Source organism: Hydrogenophilus islandicus, from assembly GCF_054657095.1.
Window position 1 is genome coordinate 1 of record NZ_BAAHXE010000041.1, and the last position, 15,890, is coordinate 15,890.

At 60.0% G+C, this 15,890-nt stretch carries 12 protein-coding genes and 1 tRNA gene; all 13 read right to left on the reverse strand.

What is annotated here, in order from left to right:
• Nucleotides 1-819: elongation factor Tu (tuf, locus tag ACYQ6T_RS09795; RefSeq protein WP_459830411.1), on the reverse strand; the 819-nt coding region annotated here is incomplete at its 3' end.
• A gap of 32 nt (nt 820-851) precedes the next feature.
• Nucleotides 852-2,948 (reverse strand): elongation factor G, encoded by a 2,097-nt coding sequence (gene fusA, locus ACYQ6T_RS09800; protein ID WP_459830413.1) that lies wholly within the window; start codon nt 2,946-2,948, stop codon nt 852-854.
• Between the two features lie 69 nt (nt 2,949-3,017).
• Entirely contained in the window at nt 3,018-3,488 is a 471-nt protein-coding gene (gene rpsG / locus ACYQ6T_RS09805; RefSeq protein WP_459830414.1) for a 30S ribosomal protein S7, read from the reverse strand.
• 19 nt (nt 3,489-3,507) lie between these two features.
• A complete protein-coding gene (gene rpsL / locus ACYQ6T_RS09810) occupies nt 3,508-3,915 on the reverse strand; it encodes a 30S ribosomal protein S12 (protein ID WP_459830416.1) in 408 nt (135 codons plus the stop codon).
• 102 nt (nt 3,916-4,017) lie between these two features.
• Nucleotides 4,018-8,196 carry a DNA-directed RNA polymerase subunit beta' gene (rpoC, locus tag ACYQ6T_RS09815; RefSeq protein ID WP_459830418.1) on the reverse strand — a complete coding sequence of 1,393 codons (4,179 nt, stop codon included), beginning with the start codon at nt 8,194-8,196 and terminating at the stop codon, nt 4,018-4,020.
• 30 nt (nt 8,197-8,226) lie between these two features.
• Nucleotides 8,227-12,366, reverse strand: a complete 4,140-nt coding sequence (gene rpoB / locus ACYQ6T_RS09820) for a DNA-directed RNA polymerase subunit beta (protein ID WP_459830420.1) — start codon at nt 12,364-12,366, stop codon at nt 8,227-8,229.
• Between the two features lie 144 nt (nt 12,367-12,510).
• Complete coding sequence (rplL, locus tag ACYQ6T_RS09825) at nt 12,511-12,897, reverse strand: 50S ribosomal protein L7/L12 (protein ID WP_459830421.1); 387 nt, start codon at nt 12,895-12,897, stop codon at nt 12,511-12,513.
• A gap of 38 nt (nt 12,898-12,935) precedes the next feature.
• Entirely contained in the window at nt 12,936-13,460 is a 525-nt protein-coding gene (gene rplJ, locus ACYQ6T_RS09830; RefSeq protein ID WP_459830423.1) for a 50S ribosomal protein L10, read from the reverse strand.
• Between the two features lie 188 nt (nt 13,461-13,648).
• Nucleotides 13,649-14,350 carry a 50S ribosomal protein L1 gene (rplA, locus tag ACYQ6T_RS09835; RefSeq protein WP_459830424.1) on the reverse strand — a complete coding sequence of 234 codons (702 nt, stop codon included), beginning with the start codon at nt 14,348-14,350 and terminating at the stop codon, nt 13,649-13,651.
• Nucleotide 14,351: 1 nt separating this feature from the next.
• Nucleotides 14,352-14,783 carry a 50S ribosomal protein L11 gene (gene rplK / locus ACYQ6T_RS09840; protein WP_459830426.1) on the reverse strand — a complete coding sequence of 144 codons (432 nt, stop codon included), beginning with the start codon at nt 14,781-14,783 and terminating at the stop codon, nt 14,352-14,354.
• A 51-nt stretch (nt 14,784-14,834) separates the two neighbouring features.
• A complete protein-coding gene (nusG, locus tag ACYQ6T_RS09845; protein WP_459830429.1) occupies nt 14,835-15,368 on the reverse strand; it encodes a transcription termination/antitermination protein NusG in 534 nt (177 codons plus the stop codon).
• Entirely contained in the window at nt 15,365-15,709 is a 345-nt protein-coding gene (secE, locus tag ACYQ6T_RS09850; protein WP_459830427.1) for a preprotein translocase subunit SecE, read from the reverse strand. The genes nusG and secE overlap by 4 nt, the downstream gene beginning before the upstream one ends.
• 15 nt (nt 15,710-15,724) lie before the next feature.
• Nucleotides 15,725-15,800, reverse strand: a tRNA-Trp gene (locus ACYQ6T_RS09855).
• Between the last annotated feature and the right edge of the window lie 90 nt (nt 15,801-15,890).

A 15,890-nucleotide genomic window follows, 5' to 3' on the forward strand; every position in this document is an offset into this window, starting at 1 on the left:
TGCCCGCCCTTCATCGAGAAGCTTGCGGAACATCTCAACGCCCGTGACGGTGGTCTTCTGCGTGGGACGAAGGCCGACGATTTCGACTTCGTCGCCCACGCGCACGGTGCCGCGCTCGACGCGACCGGTGACGACGGTGCCACGACCGGAGATCGAGAAGACGTCTTCGATCGGCAGGAGGAAGGGTTTGTCGATGTCGCGCTCAGGAGTGGGGATGTAGGTGTCGAGCGTCTCGGCGAGTTTCAGGATCGCCGGTTCGCCGATTTCGCTTTGGTCCCCTTCGAGCGCTTTGAGGGCCGAGCCTTTGATGATCGGGGTGTCGTCACCCGGGAAGCCGTATTGGTTGAGCAGGTCGCGAACTTCCATTTCAACGAGTTCGAGGAGCTCAGGGTCGTCCACCATGTCGCATTTGTTGAGGAAGACGACGATGTAGGGTACGCCCACTTGCCGCGCAAGAAGGATGTGTTCGCGAGTCTGCGGCATCGGGCCATCCGCAGCAGAAACGACCAGGATCGCGCCGTCCATCTGCGCAGCACCGGTGATCATGTTCTTGACGTAGTCGGCGTGCCCCGGGCAGTCGACGTGGGCATAGTGGCGGTTCGCCGTCTCGTATTCGACGTGTGCGGTGTTGATCGTGATCCCGCGTGCTTTCTCTTCCGGCGCCGCATCGATCTCGTCGTATTTCTTCGCTTCACCCCCATAGCGCTTCGCCAGCACCGTGGTGATCGCCGCCGTCAGCGTCGTCTTCCCGTGGTCAACGTGCCCAATCGTCCCCACATTGACGTGCGGCTTCGTCCGCTCAAATTTTGCCTTGGCCATTTCAACTTACTCCTTACAGTTACAGTTGTTCATCATTTCCGCGCACTGATCACAGCTTCAGCAACGTGGCGCGGTGCCTCTGCGTAGTGCTTGAACTCCATCGAGTAGGTGGCACGCCCTTGAGTCAGCGAGCGCAACTGCGTGGCGTAACCAAACATCTCGGCAAGCGGTACTTCGGCGCGAATCACCTTCATCCCGCCGGGCAGATCGTCCATCCCCTGAACGATGCCGCGCCGCGACGAGAGGTCGCCCATCACGTTCCCCATGAACTCCTCCGGAGTCTCCACTTCGACCGCCATCATCGGCTCAAGGAGCACCGGGTCGGCTTTGCGCATCGCCTCTTTGAAGGCGATCGACGCGGCCATACGGAACGCGTTCTCGTTCGAGTCGACCTCGTGGTACGACCCGTCAAAGAGGGTGACCTTGAAGTCGACGACCGGGTAGCCCGCGAGCACCCCGGCTTGGGATGCCTCTTGAATCCCTTTGTCGACCGCAGGGATATATTCGCGGGGCACGACACCGCCCTTGATCGCGTCGATGAATTCGTACCCTTTGCCCGGCTCGTTCGGTTCCAGTCGAATCCAAACATGACCGTACTGGCCCCGACCACCGGTCTGTTTGACGAATTTGCCCTCTTGCTCAACCGTTTTACGGATCGCCTCACGGTAAGCCACCTGCGGCGCACCGACGTTGGCTTCAACGTTGAATTCACGACGCATCCGATCGACGATGATCTCCAGGTGCAACTCACCCATCCCGGAGATGATCGTTTGCCCCGACTCTTCGTCGGTGCGCACGCGGAACGACGGGTCTTCCATCGCCAGCCGCTGCAGTGCGATCCCCATCTTCTCCTGGTCGGCTTTTGACTTCGGTTCGACCGCAACGTGGATCACCGGCTCGGGGAACTGCATCGACTCGAGCTTGATCGGCGCCGAGGGGTCGCAAAGGGTTTCCCCGGTGATCACCTCTTTGAGACCGACTGCAGCCGCGATATCTCCGGCACGAACCTCTTTGATCTCATTGCGGTTGTTCGCGTGCATCTGCAGCAAGCGGCCAACCCGCTCTTTTCTGTTCTTGTTGGCGTTCAACACCGTGTCACCGGAGGTGAGCACCCCGGAATAGACACGCAAGAAGGTGAGCTGCCCGACGTAGGGGTCGGTCATCAATTTGAAGGCGAGCGCGCAGAATTTTTCATCGTCGCTGGCGCGCCGTTCGGCCGGATTGCCATCAAGGTCCGTCCCTTGAACCGGGGGAATATCGACGGGCGAGGGGAGGAACTCGACGACCGCGTCGAGCATTCGCTGAACCCCTTTGTTTTTGAACGCCGAACCGCAGAGCATCGGCTGAATTTCGCACGCGATCGTCCGCTGGCGAAGTCCGGCGACGATCTGCTCCTCAGAGAGCGTTCCGTTTTCGAGGTAGGCATTCATCAGCTCTTCGTTGGCCTCGGCAGCCGCTTCGACCATCTTTTCGCGCCACTCCTCCGCCTGATCGCGGAGCTCTGCGGGAATGTCGTAGTATTCGAACTTGGTCCCCTGTGACGCTTCGTCCCAGTGGATCGCCTTCATTTTGATGAGGTCGACGACCCCGACGAAATTCTCTTCTGCACCGATAGGAAGAACGATCGGCACGGGATTGGCTTTGAGGCGCTCGCGCATCTGCTCATAGACGCGGAAGAAATTGGCGCCCTGCCGGTCCATTTTGTTCACGAACGCCAAACGGGGCACGCGATACTTTTCCGCTTGCCGCCACACCGTTTCCGACTGCGGCTGGACACCACCAACCGCGCAATAGACCATGCAGGCGCCGTCGAGCACCCGCATCGAGCGCTCCACTTCAATGGTGAAGTCGACGTGTCCCGGGGTGTCGATGATGTTGAAGCGATATTCCGGGAACTGCATGTCCATCCCGCGCCAGAAGCAGGTCGTCGCTGCGGAGGTGATGGTGATCCCACGCTCCTGCTCCTGCTCCATCCAGTCCATGGTGGCGGCACCGTCGTGAACCTCCCCGATCTTATGGTTCACGCCGGTGTAGAAAAGAATTCGCTCGGTGGTCGTGGTCTTCCCAGCATCAATGTGCGCCGAGATACCGATGTTCCGATAGCGTTCGATGGGCGTTTTCCGTGCCACGGTTGTTTCCTTTTGATCCACACAACGACAAAAGCCCTCAGCCGAGGGCTTGCCTGATTGAGAAAAAAATCAGAAGCGGAAGTGGGCAAACGCCTTGTTGGCTTCAGCCATGCGATGCACTTCGTCACGCTTCTTCATCGCGCCGCCACGACCCTCTGCCGCTTCCATCAATTCAGCTGCCAAACGCTGCGCCATTGTCTTTTCCGAGCGCTTCCGCGCCGCTTCACGCAACCACCGCATCGACAGAGCAAGCTGACGCGAAGGACGAACCTCGACGGGCACCTGATAGTTGGCCCCCCCGACCCGCCGCGATTTCACTTCGACGACCGGTTTGGCATTCTCGATCGCAGCCGAAAAGACCTCAAGCGGATCCTTTTTGCTTTTGTTCGCGATGATGTCAAACGCACCATAGACGATGCGCTCAGCGACCGACTTCTTGCCGGAAACCATGATCACATTGACGAATTTGGAGACATTGACATTGCCGAACTTCGGATCGGGCAAAATGTCCCGTTTGGGTACTTCGCGACGACGCGGCATAACCGTTTCCCTTCAAAAATTATTTCTTCTTGCCAGCAGCTGCAGGAGCGGCACCTGGCTTCGGACGCTTCGCCCCATACTTGGAGCGACCCTGCTTACGATCTTTCACACCCTGCAAGTCGAGCGAACCGCGCACGATGTGATAGCGGACCCCCGGAAGGTCTTTCACCCGGCCGCCACGAATCAAAACCACTGAGTGCTCTTGCAGGTTGTGACCTTCCCCGCCGATGTAGGAGATCACTTCGTAACCGTTGGTCAGACGCACCTTGGCCACTTTCCGCAGCGCCGAGTTGGGCTTTTTCGGGGTGGTGGTATAGACCCGGGTGCACACGCCGCGCTTTTGCGGACACCCTTGCAGTGCCGGCACTTTGCTCTTTTCCGGTGCGGTTTTCCGCGGACGACGCACCAGCTGATTGATGGTTGGCATCTTCTTTTCTCCAAAAGGTCTTGGTCAGACTACGATTGGCCCGACAGTAAAACACTGAATATTACCTTGTAAAGCCCTGTGCGTCAAGCACAGGGCTCACTTTCACGCCTTGTCGGAGGTCAGCGCGTTCCAGGTCTCTTCAGCCTGCTCCACGCGGCTGCGACGGCGCCGCGCGCGGTGGTGCGCGAGCCCCGTACCGGCCGGAATGAGACGACCGACAATCACGTTCTCCTTCAAACCGCGCAGTTCATCCCGTTTGCCCATGATCGCCGCCTCAGTGAGCACTCGGGTCGTCTCCTGGAACGACGCGGCGGAGATGAACGAGTCGGTCGACAGCGACGCTTTGGTGATCCCGAGGAGGACGTTTTCGTATTTCGCCGGAATCTTGCCCTCTTTCTCGAGCCGTGCGTTTTCGATCAACACCTCGGCGCGTTCAACCTGCTCTTCAGGCAAGAACGAGGAGTCGCCTGGATCGGTGATCACGACGCGGCGCAACATCTGCCGGACCACCACTTCGATGTGTTTATCGTTGATCCGCACCCCTTGCAGCCGGTAGACATCTTGGACTTCGTCGATGATGTACCGGGCAAGCGCTTCGATCCCCTGGAGACGCAAAATGTCATGCGGGTTCACCGGGCCGTCGACGATCAGTTCGCCGCGGTTCACCACCTGGCCGTCGTGGACGAGGAGATGCTTCTCTTTCGGGATCAGGAATTCGTGCGTCGTTCCGTCCGGTTCGGTGAGGATCAGACGGTGTTTCCCTTTGGTCTCCTTGCCAAACGAGACCGTTCCCGTCACCTCAGCGAGCATCCCTGCGTCTTTCGGTTCGCGCGCTTCAAAGAGTTCTGCGACACGTGGCAGACCGCCGGTGATGTCACGCGTCTTGGCCGATTCTTGCGGGATACGTGCCAACACGTCCCCTGCGGCAACCGACTGCCCCTCCCGAACCGTAATGATCGCGCCGACCGGGAAGGTAATGAGAAACGGCGTTTCGGTTCCTGGAATCTTCACTGGCTCGCCGTCGGGGCCGATCAGATGGACCGATGGACGGCCCACTTTCGATGCGCCGCGCTGCTTGGCGTCGATCACGACGAGCGTCGAGAGACCAGTGATCTCGTCCACCTGTTTCGCGACCGTCACCCCCTCGACGACGTTGTCGAAGCGGACGGTACCGCCATACTCGCTGATGATCGGGCGCGTGTGGGGATCCCAACTGGCGAGCTTCACACCGGCGGCCACCTGCTCGCCTTCGCTGATATGGAGAATCGCGCCATACGGCACCTTGTGGCGCTCACGCTCGCGACCGTTGTCATCGACGACGTGCACTTCGGCTGCGCGCGCGGTGACGATCCGCTCGCCGTCGGAGCGGGTGATGTAGCGCATGTTGGCAGAGAAGCGGATCGTTCCACCCACTTTGGCTTCGATACCGCTCTGGGCGACCGCCCGCGACGCTGCCCCACCGACGTGGAAGGTTCGCATCGTGAGCTGGGTACCGGGCTCACCGATCGATTGGGCGGCGATCACCCCGATCGCTTCGCCCACGTTCACCAGACCGCCGCGGCCCAGGTCGCGCCCATAGCACTTCGCGCAGACGCCGTAGTGGGTATCGCAGGTGAGGGGGCTGCGCACCTTGACCTCGTCGATCCCTTTCTCGTCGATCAGCTCAACGAGCGTTTCATCGAGGAGGGTCCCCGCGGGGATGAGCGTTGCGCGGGTATCGGGATCGATCACGTCTTCGGCGGCAACGCGGCCGAGGATGCGGTCGCGCAGCGCTTCAATCACCTCACCCCCTTCGATGAGCGCCTTCATATAGAAGCCGTTCGTCGTGCCGCAATCCTCTTCAGTCACGACCAGATCCTGGGTGACATCGACGAGCCGGCGGGTGAGGTAACCGGAGTTCGCGGTCTTGAGCGCGGTATCGGCAAGCCCTTTGCGCGCCCCGTGGGTGGAGATGAAGTATTGCAGGACGTTCAACCCTTCGCGGAAGTTGGTCGTAATCGGCGTCTCGATGATCGAGCCGTCGGGCTTGGCCATCAACCCCCGCATCCCCGCCAATTGCCGGATCTGTGCGGCAGAACCCCGCGCGCCCGAATCGGCCATCATGTAGATCGAATTGAATGACTCCTGTTCGACCACCTCGCCGGAAGGCAACGTCACCCGCTCCTTCGACAGCTGATCCATCAACGCCTTCGCCACCTGGTCGGAAGCGCGCCCCCAGATATCGACGACCTTGTTGTACCGTTCGGTCGCGGTGACCAGACCCGACGCGTACTGCTGGGCGATCTCTTTGACCTCTTCTTCCGCCCTGGCGATGATCTCCTCTTTCTGCGGCGGGATAAGCATGTCTTTGATCGCGATCGACAGCCCACCGCGTGTGGAGAGTTTGTACCCCCAGTTCATCAGCTGATCGGCGAAGATCACCGTCGCTTTGAGGCCGCACTTGCGGTAGGCCTGGTTGATCAGTTGCGAAATCGCCTTCTTCTTGAGCGGACGGTCAATGAGTTCGAACGGCAACCCTTTGGGGAGAATCTCGGAGAGGATCGCCCGGCCGACCGTCGTTTCGCGGCGGCTGGTTTTGGCAATCGTCGGTTCGCCCGCGGCGTCGAACTCGTACTCGACAATGCGCACCGTCACCCGCGCGTGCAGACTCACCAACCCCTGTTCCCATGCGCGCCGCGCTTCGGCGACATCGGCAAAGAGCATCCCTTCGCCCTTGGCTCCGGCCGCCTCACGGGTAGCGTAGTAGAGCCCGAGCACGATGTCCTGCGACGGAACGATGATCGGGTCGCCGTTTGCCGGGGAGAGGATGTTGTTCGAACTCATCATCAGTGTGCGCGCTTCGAGCTGTGCCTCGAGCGAAAGCGGCACGTGGACGGCCATCTGGTCACCGTCAAAGTCGGCGTTGAATGCGGTGCAGACGAGCGGGTGGAGCTGAATCGCCTTCCCTTCAATCAGGACCGGTTCAAACGCCTGAATCCCGAGACGGTGGAGCGTCGGCGCGCGGTTCAACAGCACCGGGTGTTCGTGAATCACATCTTCAAGGATGTCCCAGACCACTGGCTCTTGGTTTTCCACCATCTTCTTCGCCTGTTTGATGGTGGTGCAGTAGCCGAGCGTCTCGAGTTTGTGGTAGATGAAGGGTTTGAAGAGCTCAAGGGCCATCAGTTTCGGCAATCCGCACTGGTGGAGTTTGAGCTGAGGACCGACGACGATCACCGAACGACCCGAGTAGTCGACGCGCTTGCCGAGGAGGTTTTGGCGGAAACGCCCCCCTTTCCCTTTGATCATGTCGGCAAGCGACTTCAACGGCCGCTTGTTGGGTCCGGTCATCGCTTTGCCGCGACGGCCATTATCGAAGAGCGAGTCGACCGCCTCTTGCAGCATCCGTTTTTCGTTGCGGACGATGATCTCCGGCGCCCTCAGTTCGAGGAGCCGCCGCAGGCGGTTGTTGCGGTTGATCACCCGCCGGTAGAGGTCGTTGAGGTCGGAGGTGGCAAAACGCCCGCCGTCGAGCGGAACGAGCGGGCGGAGATCGGGGGGAAGGACCGGGATCACATCCATGATCATCCATTCCGGCTTCATCCCCGAACGGTAAAACGCCTCCAGCACCTTGAGCCGCTTTGAAATCTTTTTGATTTTCGCGTCCGACCCGGTCGTTTCGAGCTCGCTGCGCAGCTTCTCGATCTCCCGCTTGAGGTCGAGCGTGCGCAGCAGCTCCCGGATCCCCTCCGCGCCCATCATCGCCTGAAAGTCACCGGCATACTCTTCAAACGCCTGGTGGTAGCTCTCTTCGGACATGATCTGCCCGCGTTGCAACGGGGTCAAACCGGGATCGATCACCACGTACGCCTCGTAGTAGAGGACCCGTTCGATGTCGCGCAGCGTCATGTCGAGCACGAGCCCCAAGCGGCTGGGGAGGCTCTTCAGAAACCAGATGTGGGAGACGGGGGAAGCGAGTTCGATGTGCCCCATCCGTTCGCGACGCACGCGCGAAACGGTGACTTCGACACCGCATTTGTCGCAGATGACGCCGCGGTATTTGAGCCGCTTATATTTGCCGCAGAGACATTCGTAGTCTTTGATCGGGCCGAAGATCTTGGCACAGAAGAGGCCGTCGCGCTCCGGTTTGAAGGTCCGGTAGTTGATCGTCTCCGGTTTCTTCACCTCACCGTAGGACCAGCTGCGGATCTTCTCCGGTGAAGCAAGGCCGATCGTGATCGCATCGAACTCGGTCGGGTTGTCGATGCTTTGCCGAAAGAGATTGACCAGTAGATTGTTCATAGCAACTCCATGCGCGTCATTCGCGTGCGATTAGTCCCGCTCCAGGTCGATGTCGATCGCCAGCGATCGAATCTCTTTCAAGAGCACATTGAACGACTCAGGCATTCCGGCAACAAAGCGGTAGTCGCCGCGCACGATGCTCTCGTACATCTTGGTTCGGCCGGTGACGTCGTCCGACTTGACCGTGAGCATCTCCTGCAGCGTGTAGGCAGCACCGTAGGCTTCGAGGGCCCAGACCTCCATCTCGCCGAAGCGCTGGCCACCAAATTGCGCCTTGCCCCCCAACGGTTGCTGGGTGACGAGCGAGTAGGGGCCGGTGGAGCGCGCGTGCATCTTGTCGTCGACGAGGTGGTGGAGTTTGAGCATGTGTTTGTAGCCCACCGTCACCGGGCGGTCGAACGGCTCACCGGTCTGACCGTCGTAGAGGATCACCTGCTCAGTCCCTTCAATCCCCGCCAAGCGGAACATCTCGGCGATATCCTCTTCGCTCGCCCCTTCAAACGCGGGCGAAGCGAACGGCACCCCCTTCACGAGGTTCTGGGCCATCTCGCGGATCTCGTCGTCGGAGAGCGCTGCAAGCTCTTCGCGCTGCCCCCGCTGGTTGTAGATCTTTTCGAGGAACTCGCGCAGCTCTTGCATGTTGGCTTGACGACGCAACATCTCCCCGATGCGGTCGCCGAGCGCCCGGGCAGCCCGACCCAAGTGGGTTTCGAGAATCTGGCCGATATTCATCCGCGACGGCACCCCGAGCGGGTTCAACACGATATCGACCGGTGTGCCATCGGCCATGAACGGCATATCTTCGACCGGGGCGATCTTCGAGACCACCCCCTTGTTCCCGTGGCGACCCGCCATCTTGTCACCCGGCTGAAGACGCCGCTTGACCGCGAGATAGACCTTCACCATCTTGAGGACACCGGGTGGCAACTCATCGCCTTGGGTGAGTTTCTTGCGCTTATGTTCGAACGCCTCGTCGAACGCTTTGCGCGTCTTCTCCAACCCTTCGCGGACCGCCTCCAGCTGCTGCGCCACCTCTTCGCTCTCGACGCGGATGTCGAACCACTGGTAGGGCTCGAGCGCATCGAGATACTCTTCGGAGATCACGCTCCCCTTCGCGAGACGCTTCGGCCCTCCGGCAGCCACCTGGCCAATGAGAAGACGCCGCAGCCGCTCGAAGGCGTCGCGTTCGAAGATCCGCAGCTGGTCGTTGAGGTCCTTGCGGTAGCCCCGCAGCTGCTCTTCGATGATCGACTGCGCCCGCTTGTCGCGTTCGATCCCCTCGCGGGTAAACACGAGCACATCGATCACCGTGCCACTCATCCCGGTGGGAACCCGCAGCGACGTATCTTTGACATCAGAGGCCTTTTCACCGAAGATCGCACGCAGCAACTTCTCTTCCGGTGTCAGCTGCGCCTCGCCTTTCGGCGTCACTTTGCCGACAAGCACATCACCCGCTTTGACCTCGGCGCCGATATGGATGATCCCGCACTCGTCGAGCCGCGCGAGCTGCGCTTCGCCCAACGACGCGATATCGCGCGTGATCTCTTCCGGTCCGAGTTTGGTGTCGCGCGCCACCACCGTGAGCTCCTCGATGTGGATCGAGGTGTAACGGTCTTCAGCAACGACGCGCTCGGAGATGAGGATCGAGTCCTCGAAGTTGTAGCCGTTCCACGGCATAAAGGCCACCAGAACGTTCTGCCCCAGCGCAAGCTCCCCGAGGTCGGTCGAAGCGCCGTCGGCGATCACGTCACCGGCGGCGATCACGTCCCCTTTGCGGACGATCGGCCGCTGACTGATGTTGGTGTTCTGGTTGGAACGCTGGAACTTCACTAGGTTGTAGATATCGACCCCGACCTCCCCGGGTTGGGTCTCGTCGTCGTTGACCTTCACGACGATCCGCTTAGCGTCGACGTAGTCGACGACCCCACCGCGCTTCGCGACCACGACGGTTCCGGAATCTTTTGCCGCGATCCGCTCCATTCCGGTCCCGACGAGCGGCTTTTCGGGCCTCAAGCACGGAACCGCCTGGCGCTGCATGTTCGCGCCCATCAATGCGCGGTTGGCGTCGTCGTGTTCGAGGAACGGAATCAGTGAGGCCGCAACCGAGATGATCTGCTGCGGCGCGACGTCCATGTACTGGACCTCCTCCGGCGGCACCAGGACGAATTCCCCCTTCTGGCGGCACGAAATGAGCGACCCGAGGAGCTTACCGTCCGGCCCGATTTCGGAGTTCGCTTGCGCGATGACATATTTCGACTCTTCGATCGCCGACATGTAGACCACTTCGTCGGTCACGCGCCCATCGACCACCTTGCGATAGGGGGTCTCGATGAAGCCGTAGCGGTTGGTGCGGGCATAGACGGCAAGCGAATTGATCAGACCGATATTCGGCCCTTCAGGCGTTTCAATCGGGCAGACGCGGCCGTAGTGGGTGGGATGGACGTCGCGCACCTCGAAACCGGCACGATCGCGGGTGAGCCCCCCGGGACCGAGCGCCGAGACCCGCCGTTTGTGGGTGATCTCCGAAAGCGGGTTCGTCTGATCCATGAATTGCGACAGCTGGCTCGAGCCGAAGAACTCCTTGATCGCCGCCGAAATCGGTTTGGCGTTGATCAGGTCGTGCGGCATCAGGTTTTCGCTCTCGGCATGAACGAGCCGCTCTTTGACCGCCCGTTCGACGCGCGCAAGACCAGCGCGGAACTGATTTTCGGTGAGCTCACCGACGCTGCGCACGCGCCGATTCCCGAGGTGGTCGATGTCGTCGACTTCGCCGTGGCCGTTACGCAATTCGATCAAAATGGCGATCACCGCGAGGAGATCCTCATCGGTGAGCGTCATCGGTCCCTCTTCCCCTTTGGGGCCGACCTGGCTGAAGAATCGCTTCACCCACTCCGGTGATGCGGGATCGAGCGCATCGAGCGGCGGATAGGCGCGGCTGTTGAACTTCATCCGCCCCACTGCGGAGAGGTCGTAGCGATCGGGCGAACGGAAGAGCCCCTCCCACAGCTGTTCCACCGCCTGCTCGGTCGGCGGCTCACCGGGGCGCATCATCCGGTAGATCGCCACTTTTGCCTGCCACGCATCCTGCGTATCGTCAAGGCGAAGCGTCTGGGAGATATAGGCACCCCGATCGAGTTCGTTGACAAAAAGGGTCTCAAACGTGGTGAGCGACGACTCCCGCAACCGTTCCAGCACCGTTTCGGTGATCTCGTCATTCGCTTTGGCGACGACCTCTCCCGTCTCCGGGTCGATCAGGTCGCGTGCGATGATCCGACCGAGGAGAAACTCGTCGTCAACGGCGATCCGGTCGATGCCCGCCTTTTTGAGCTCGCGGACTTGGCGCGCGGTGATGCGCTTCTCCCGCGCGACGATCACGTTGCCTTGCGCATCGCGGATCTCAAGGCGCGAGACTTCCCCTTTGAGACGATCGGGATCGAAGCGGAAAACGAAGCGGCCGTTTTCGATCTCGAAGGTTTCGAGGTCGTGGAAAAAGGTGAGCATCTGCTCGTTGGTCATGCCGAGCGCGCGCAGCAGAATCGTGATCGGCATCTTGCGCCGCCGGTCGATCCGGAAGAAGAGACAATCTTTCGGATCGAACTCAAAGTCGATCCACGAGCCGCGATAGGGGATGATCCGCGCCGAGAAGAGGAGCTTACCAGAGGAGTGGGTTTTCCCTTTATCGTGTTCGAAGAAGACGCCCGGCGAGCGGTGGAGCTGGGAGACGATGACCCGCTCGGTTCCGTTGATGATGAACGACCCTTTATCGGTCATCAACGGCACTTCGCCCATGAAGACCTCTTGTTCGCGCACCTCTTTGACCGTTTGGTAGCCAGTAGCTTTGTCGAGGATCACCAAACGGACCCGTGCGCGCACCGGCGCACAGTAGGTGAGACCACGCAGCTGGCATTCACGGACGTCAAACTGGGGCTCACCGACGGTATAGTAGAGAAACTCGAGCCGAGCGTTGTTGTTGACCGAAACAATGGGAAAGATCGCGTTGAATGCTGCTTGTAATCCTACGTTCTTTCGCTCCAACGGAGGGGTTTCCAGCTGGAGGAATTCACGGTAGGAGTCGATCTGGGTGGCCAAAAGGAAAGGGACATCGAGAACAGGCTTGCGCTGAGCAAAGTTTTTCCGCAAACGCTTGCGTTCAGTGTACGAGTAGGCCATGTGTGCTCCAGGCTAGGGTTCGCGCGAAAGGAATCAAGACGCAAAAGCTTGATGAGACAAGCCTTTGGGTTTTGAACCCTAAGGCGCAACGGCGAAAGGCCAGCGCCTGAAGGCGCCAGCCTTTCGCCGGTTTGCGACAACGAATTACTTGAGTTCGACCTTCGCGCCAGCTGCTTCGAGCTCTTTCTTGAGCTTTTCGGCCTCTTCTTTAGAGACGCCCTCTTTGACGGTCTTCGGCGCGCCATCGACAAGATCCTTCGCCTCTTTGAGGCCAAGTCCCGTTGCCGCACGGACCACCTTGATCACTTCGACCTTCTTCGCGCCAGCTTCCACCAGCACGACGTCGAATTCGGTCTTCTCTTCGGCGGCAGGAGCGCCCGCAGCAGCACCGCCCGCAACGGGCGCGGCAGCCACAGCGACCGCAGCTGCAGCGGAGACGCCGAACTTCTCTTCCATCGCCTTGATGAGCTCAGAGAGCTCGAGGACGGTCATATTGGCGATTGCTTCCAAAATTTGCTCTTTGTTCATCATCTACTCCTGAATGAATGCCTGGGTAACGATTAAAGAAATTACGCGGCCTCTTTGGCGTCGCGAACGGCAGCAAGGGTGCGGACGAATTTGCCCGGAACTTCGTTGAGGGTCCGGACAAACTTGGCGATCGGGGCCTGCAGGGTCCCCACGAGGGTCGCCAAGAGTTCTTCCCGACTGGGCATGCTGGCCAATGCTTTGACGCCTTCGGCGTCAAGCAGCTGACCGGGCATCGCCCCCCCTTTGACAACCAACTTGTCGGCGCTCTTTGCAAAGTCGACGAGCACCTTGGCGGGCGCCACCGGATCGGCAGCGATCGCAAAGATCAACGGCCCAACGAGTCGCTCCTGAACGGCAGCGAACGGAGTGCCGTCAACCGCGCGACGGACCAAGGTGTTCTTAATCACATGCAAATAGACGCCGGCTTCCCGCGCCTTGCGGCGCAGTTCGGTCATCTCCGCGACGGTGAGACCACGGTACTCGGCAAAAACGATCGCCCCTGCCCCAGCCACTTGTGCGGAGACTTCGGCGACGATTGCCTGCTTGCTTTCAAGCTTGAGTGCCAAGGTTCACCTCCAGTCGTTGCGCTCTGTTTCCAGAGCCGATTTGGCGGCCTTCAATCAGGAGCATGCTCCTGCTTCGGGTGACGCCATCTACGTTGGGCGCGGTTTTGCCGCATTTAAGGGGTCCCCCCCAACGGTCTTTGACAACCCGCCGCGAGGCGCGTGAGGCGCTCACGGCGGCCCAAAGTTCATTACGCCTGCGTGAGCGCGCTTTGCGGGTCGACCTTAATCCCGACCCCCATCGTGCTGGAGACCGCGATCTTTTTGAAGTAGGTCCCCTTCGCCGCCTGAGGTTTGGCGCGCTGCAACGCTTCGATCAGCGCCTGAGCGTTCTGTTTCAACGCTTCGACTGGGAACGAGGCGCGACCGATCGACGCGTGAATGATCCCGTTCTTATCGGTCCGATATTGCACCTGTCCCGCTTTGGCGTTTTTCACAGCGGTGGCGACATCCATCGTCACCGTCCCCACTTTGGGGTTCGGCATCAGACCACGCGGACCGAGAATCTGCCCGAGCTGGCCGACGAGCCGCATGGAATCGGGCGTGGCAATGAGGACGTCAAAGTCGATGTTGCCCGCCTTGATGCTCTCCGCCAAATCCTCGAAGCCGACGATATCGGCTCCCGCTTCGCGGGCCTCATCCGCTTTGGCCCCCTGGGCAAAGACCGCCACCCGCACCTTCTTACCGGTTCCAGCGGGAAGGACGACGGCACCGCGAACCACCTGATCCGATTTCCGAGGATCAACGCCCAGATTGACCGCAAGATCGATCGACTCATCGAATTTTGCTACCGCGGTCTCCTTGGCGAGCGCCAAAGCCTCATCCAACGTATAGAGACGGTTGCGGTCGACTTTTTGCCGCAGCGCCTGCATCCGTTTGCTCAGTTTCGCCATCTCACACCCCCTCGACATCCACACCCATCGACCGTGCCGAACCCGCGATGGTCCGCACTGCGGCATCCATATCGGCTGCGGTCAAGTCGGGCATTTTGACTTTGGCGATCTCCTCAAGCTGCGCCCGGGTGATTCGCCCAACTTTATCGAGATGAGGCTTCGACGATCCCTTCTCGATCTTGAGCGCTTTCTTGATGAGGACCGTCGCAGGCGGCGTCTTCAACACGAAGGTGAAGGATTTGTCCGAATAGGCGGTGATGATCACCGGAATCGGCAAACCCGGCTCCATGTTTTGCGTCTTCGCGTTGAACTCTTTGCAGAACTGCATGATGTTCAACCCGCGCTGGCCCAACGCCGGACCGATCGGGGGGCTGGGGTTGGCCTTCCCTGCAGGAACCTGCAGTTTAATGTAGCCGATAATCTTCTTGGCCATGATTACTCCTTGTGAGTACTAGCGCGGCAGTTGCCGCTCCTCGGATGATTCTCAGACCTTTTCGACCTGAGAGAACTCTAGCTGAACCGGCGTCGAACGGCCAAAAATCGAGACCGCGACCGACAATCGGCTCTTGTCATAATCGACTGATTCGACGGTACCCATGAAATCGGCAAAAGGTCCCTCTTTGACACGGACCGTTTCGCCAATCTCGTAGACGATGCGTGGCTTCGGCCGCTCCCCCCCCTCCTGCACCTGCGCAAGGAGCGCCTGCACTTCGCGCTCGGAGAGCGGTGCCGGCTTGGTCGGCGACCCACCGACAAAACCTGAGACCCGCGGCAACGAGTTAACCAGGTGCCACGTGTCGTCATTCATCTCCATCTCAACGAGGAGATAGCCGGGGAAAAATTTGCGCTCGGTCTCTCGCTTGGCCCCACCCCGCAGTTCGACCACCTTTTCGACCGGGACCAGGATCTGACCGAATTGCTCTTCCATCCCTGCGAGCTTGATCCGCTCCTGTAAGGCCTTTTGCACCTGTTTCTCGAACCCGGAGTGTGCTTGCAGGACATACCAGCGCTTCATCACTTCCACCCCAGCAACAAACCGTAGAGAACCCACTCCAGGGTCTTATCGACCAACCACATAAAGATCGCCAGAGTGACGACAAAGGCAAACACCACGAGCGTAGCTTGAGTTGTCTCCTTGCGGCTCGGCCAAACCACTTTGCGCACTTCGGCAAGTGAGGCTCGGACAAACGCAATAAAGGATTTCCCAGGCTCAGTGAGGAGAAGAACCCCTGCAGCTCCGAGCACGCCAACAACGACAAGCGCTGCCCGCAGAAGCCCCGGCCAAGCAGAAAAGTAATAAAAGCCGGCAATTCCGCCAGCCAGGAGAAGCCCTGAGAGCAAGTAGTATAGGATATTCATTGGCGTCTTATGGGTTGGCAGGGGCAGAGGGAATCGAACCCCCAACCTTCGGTTTTGGAGACCGACGCTCTGCCAATTGAGCTATGCCCCTTTAGCGCTGGCATCTTGCCAGCGCCCATCCACACTCGGTTACCGCAATCACTCGATGATCTTGCTGACGACGCCGGCACCGACAGTGCGA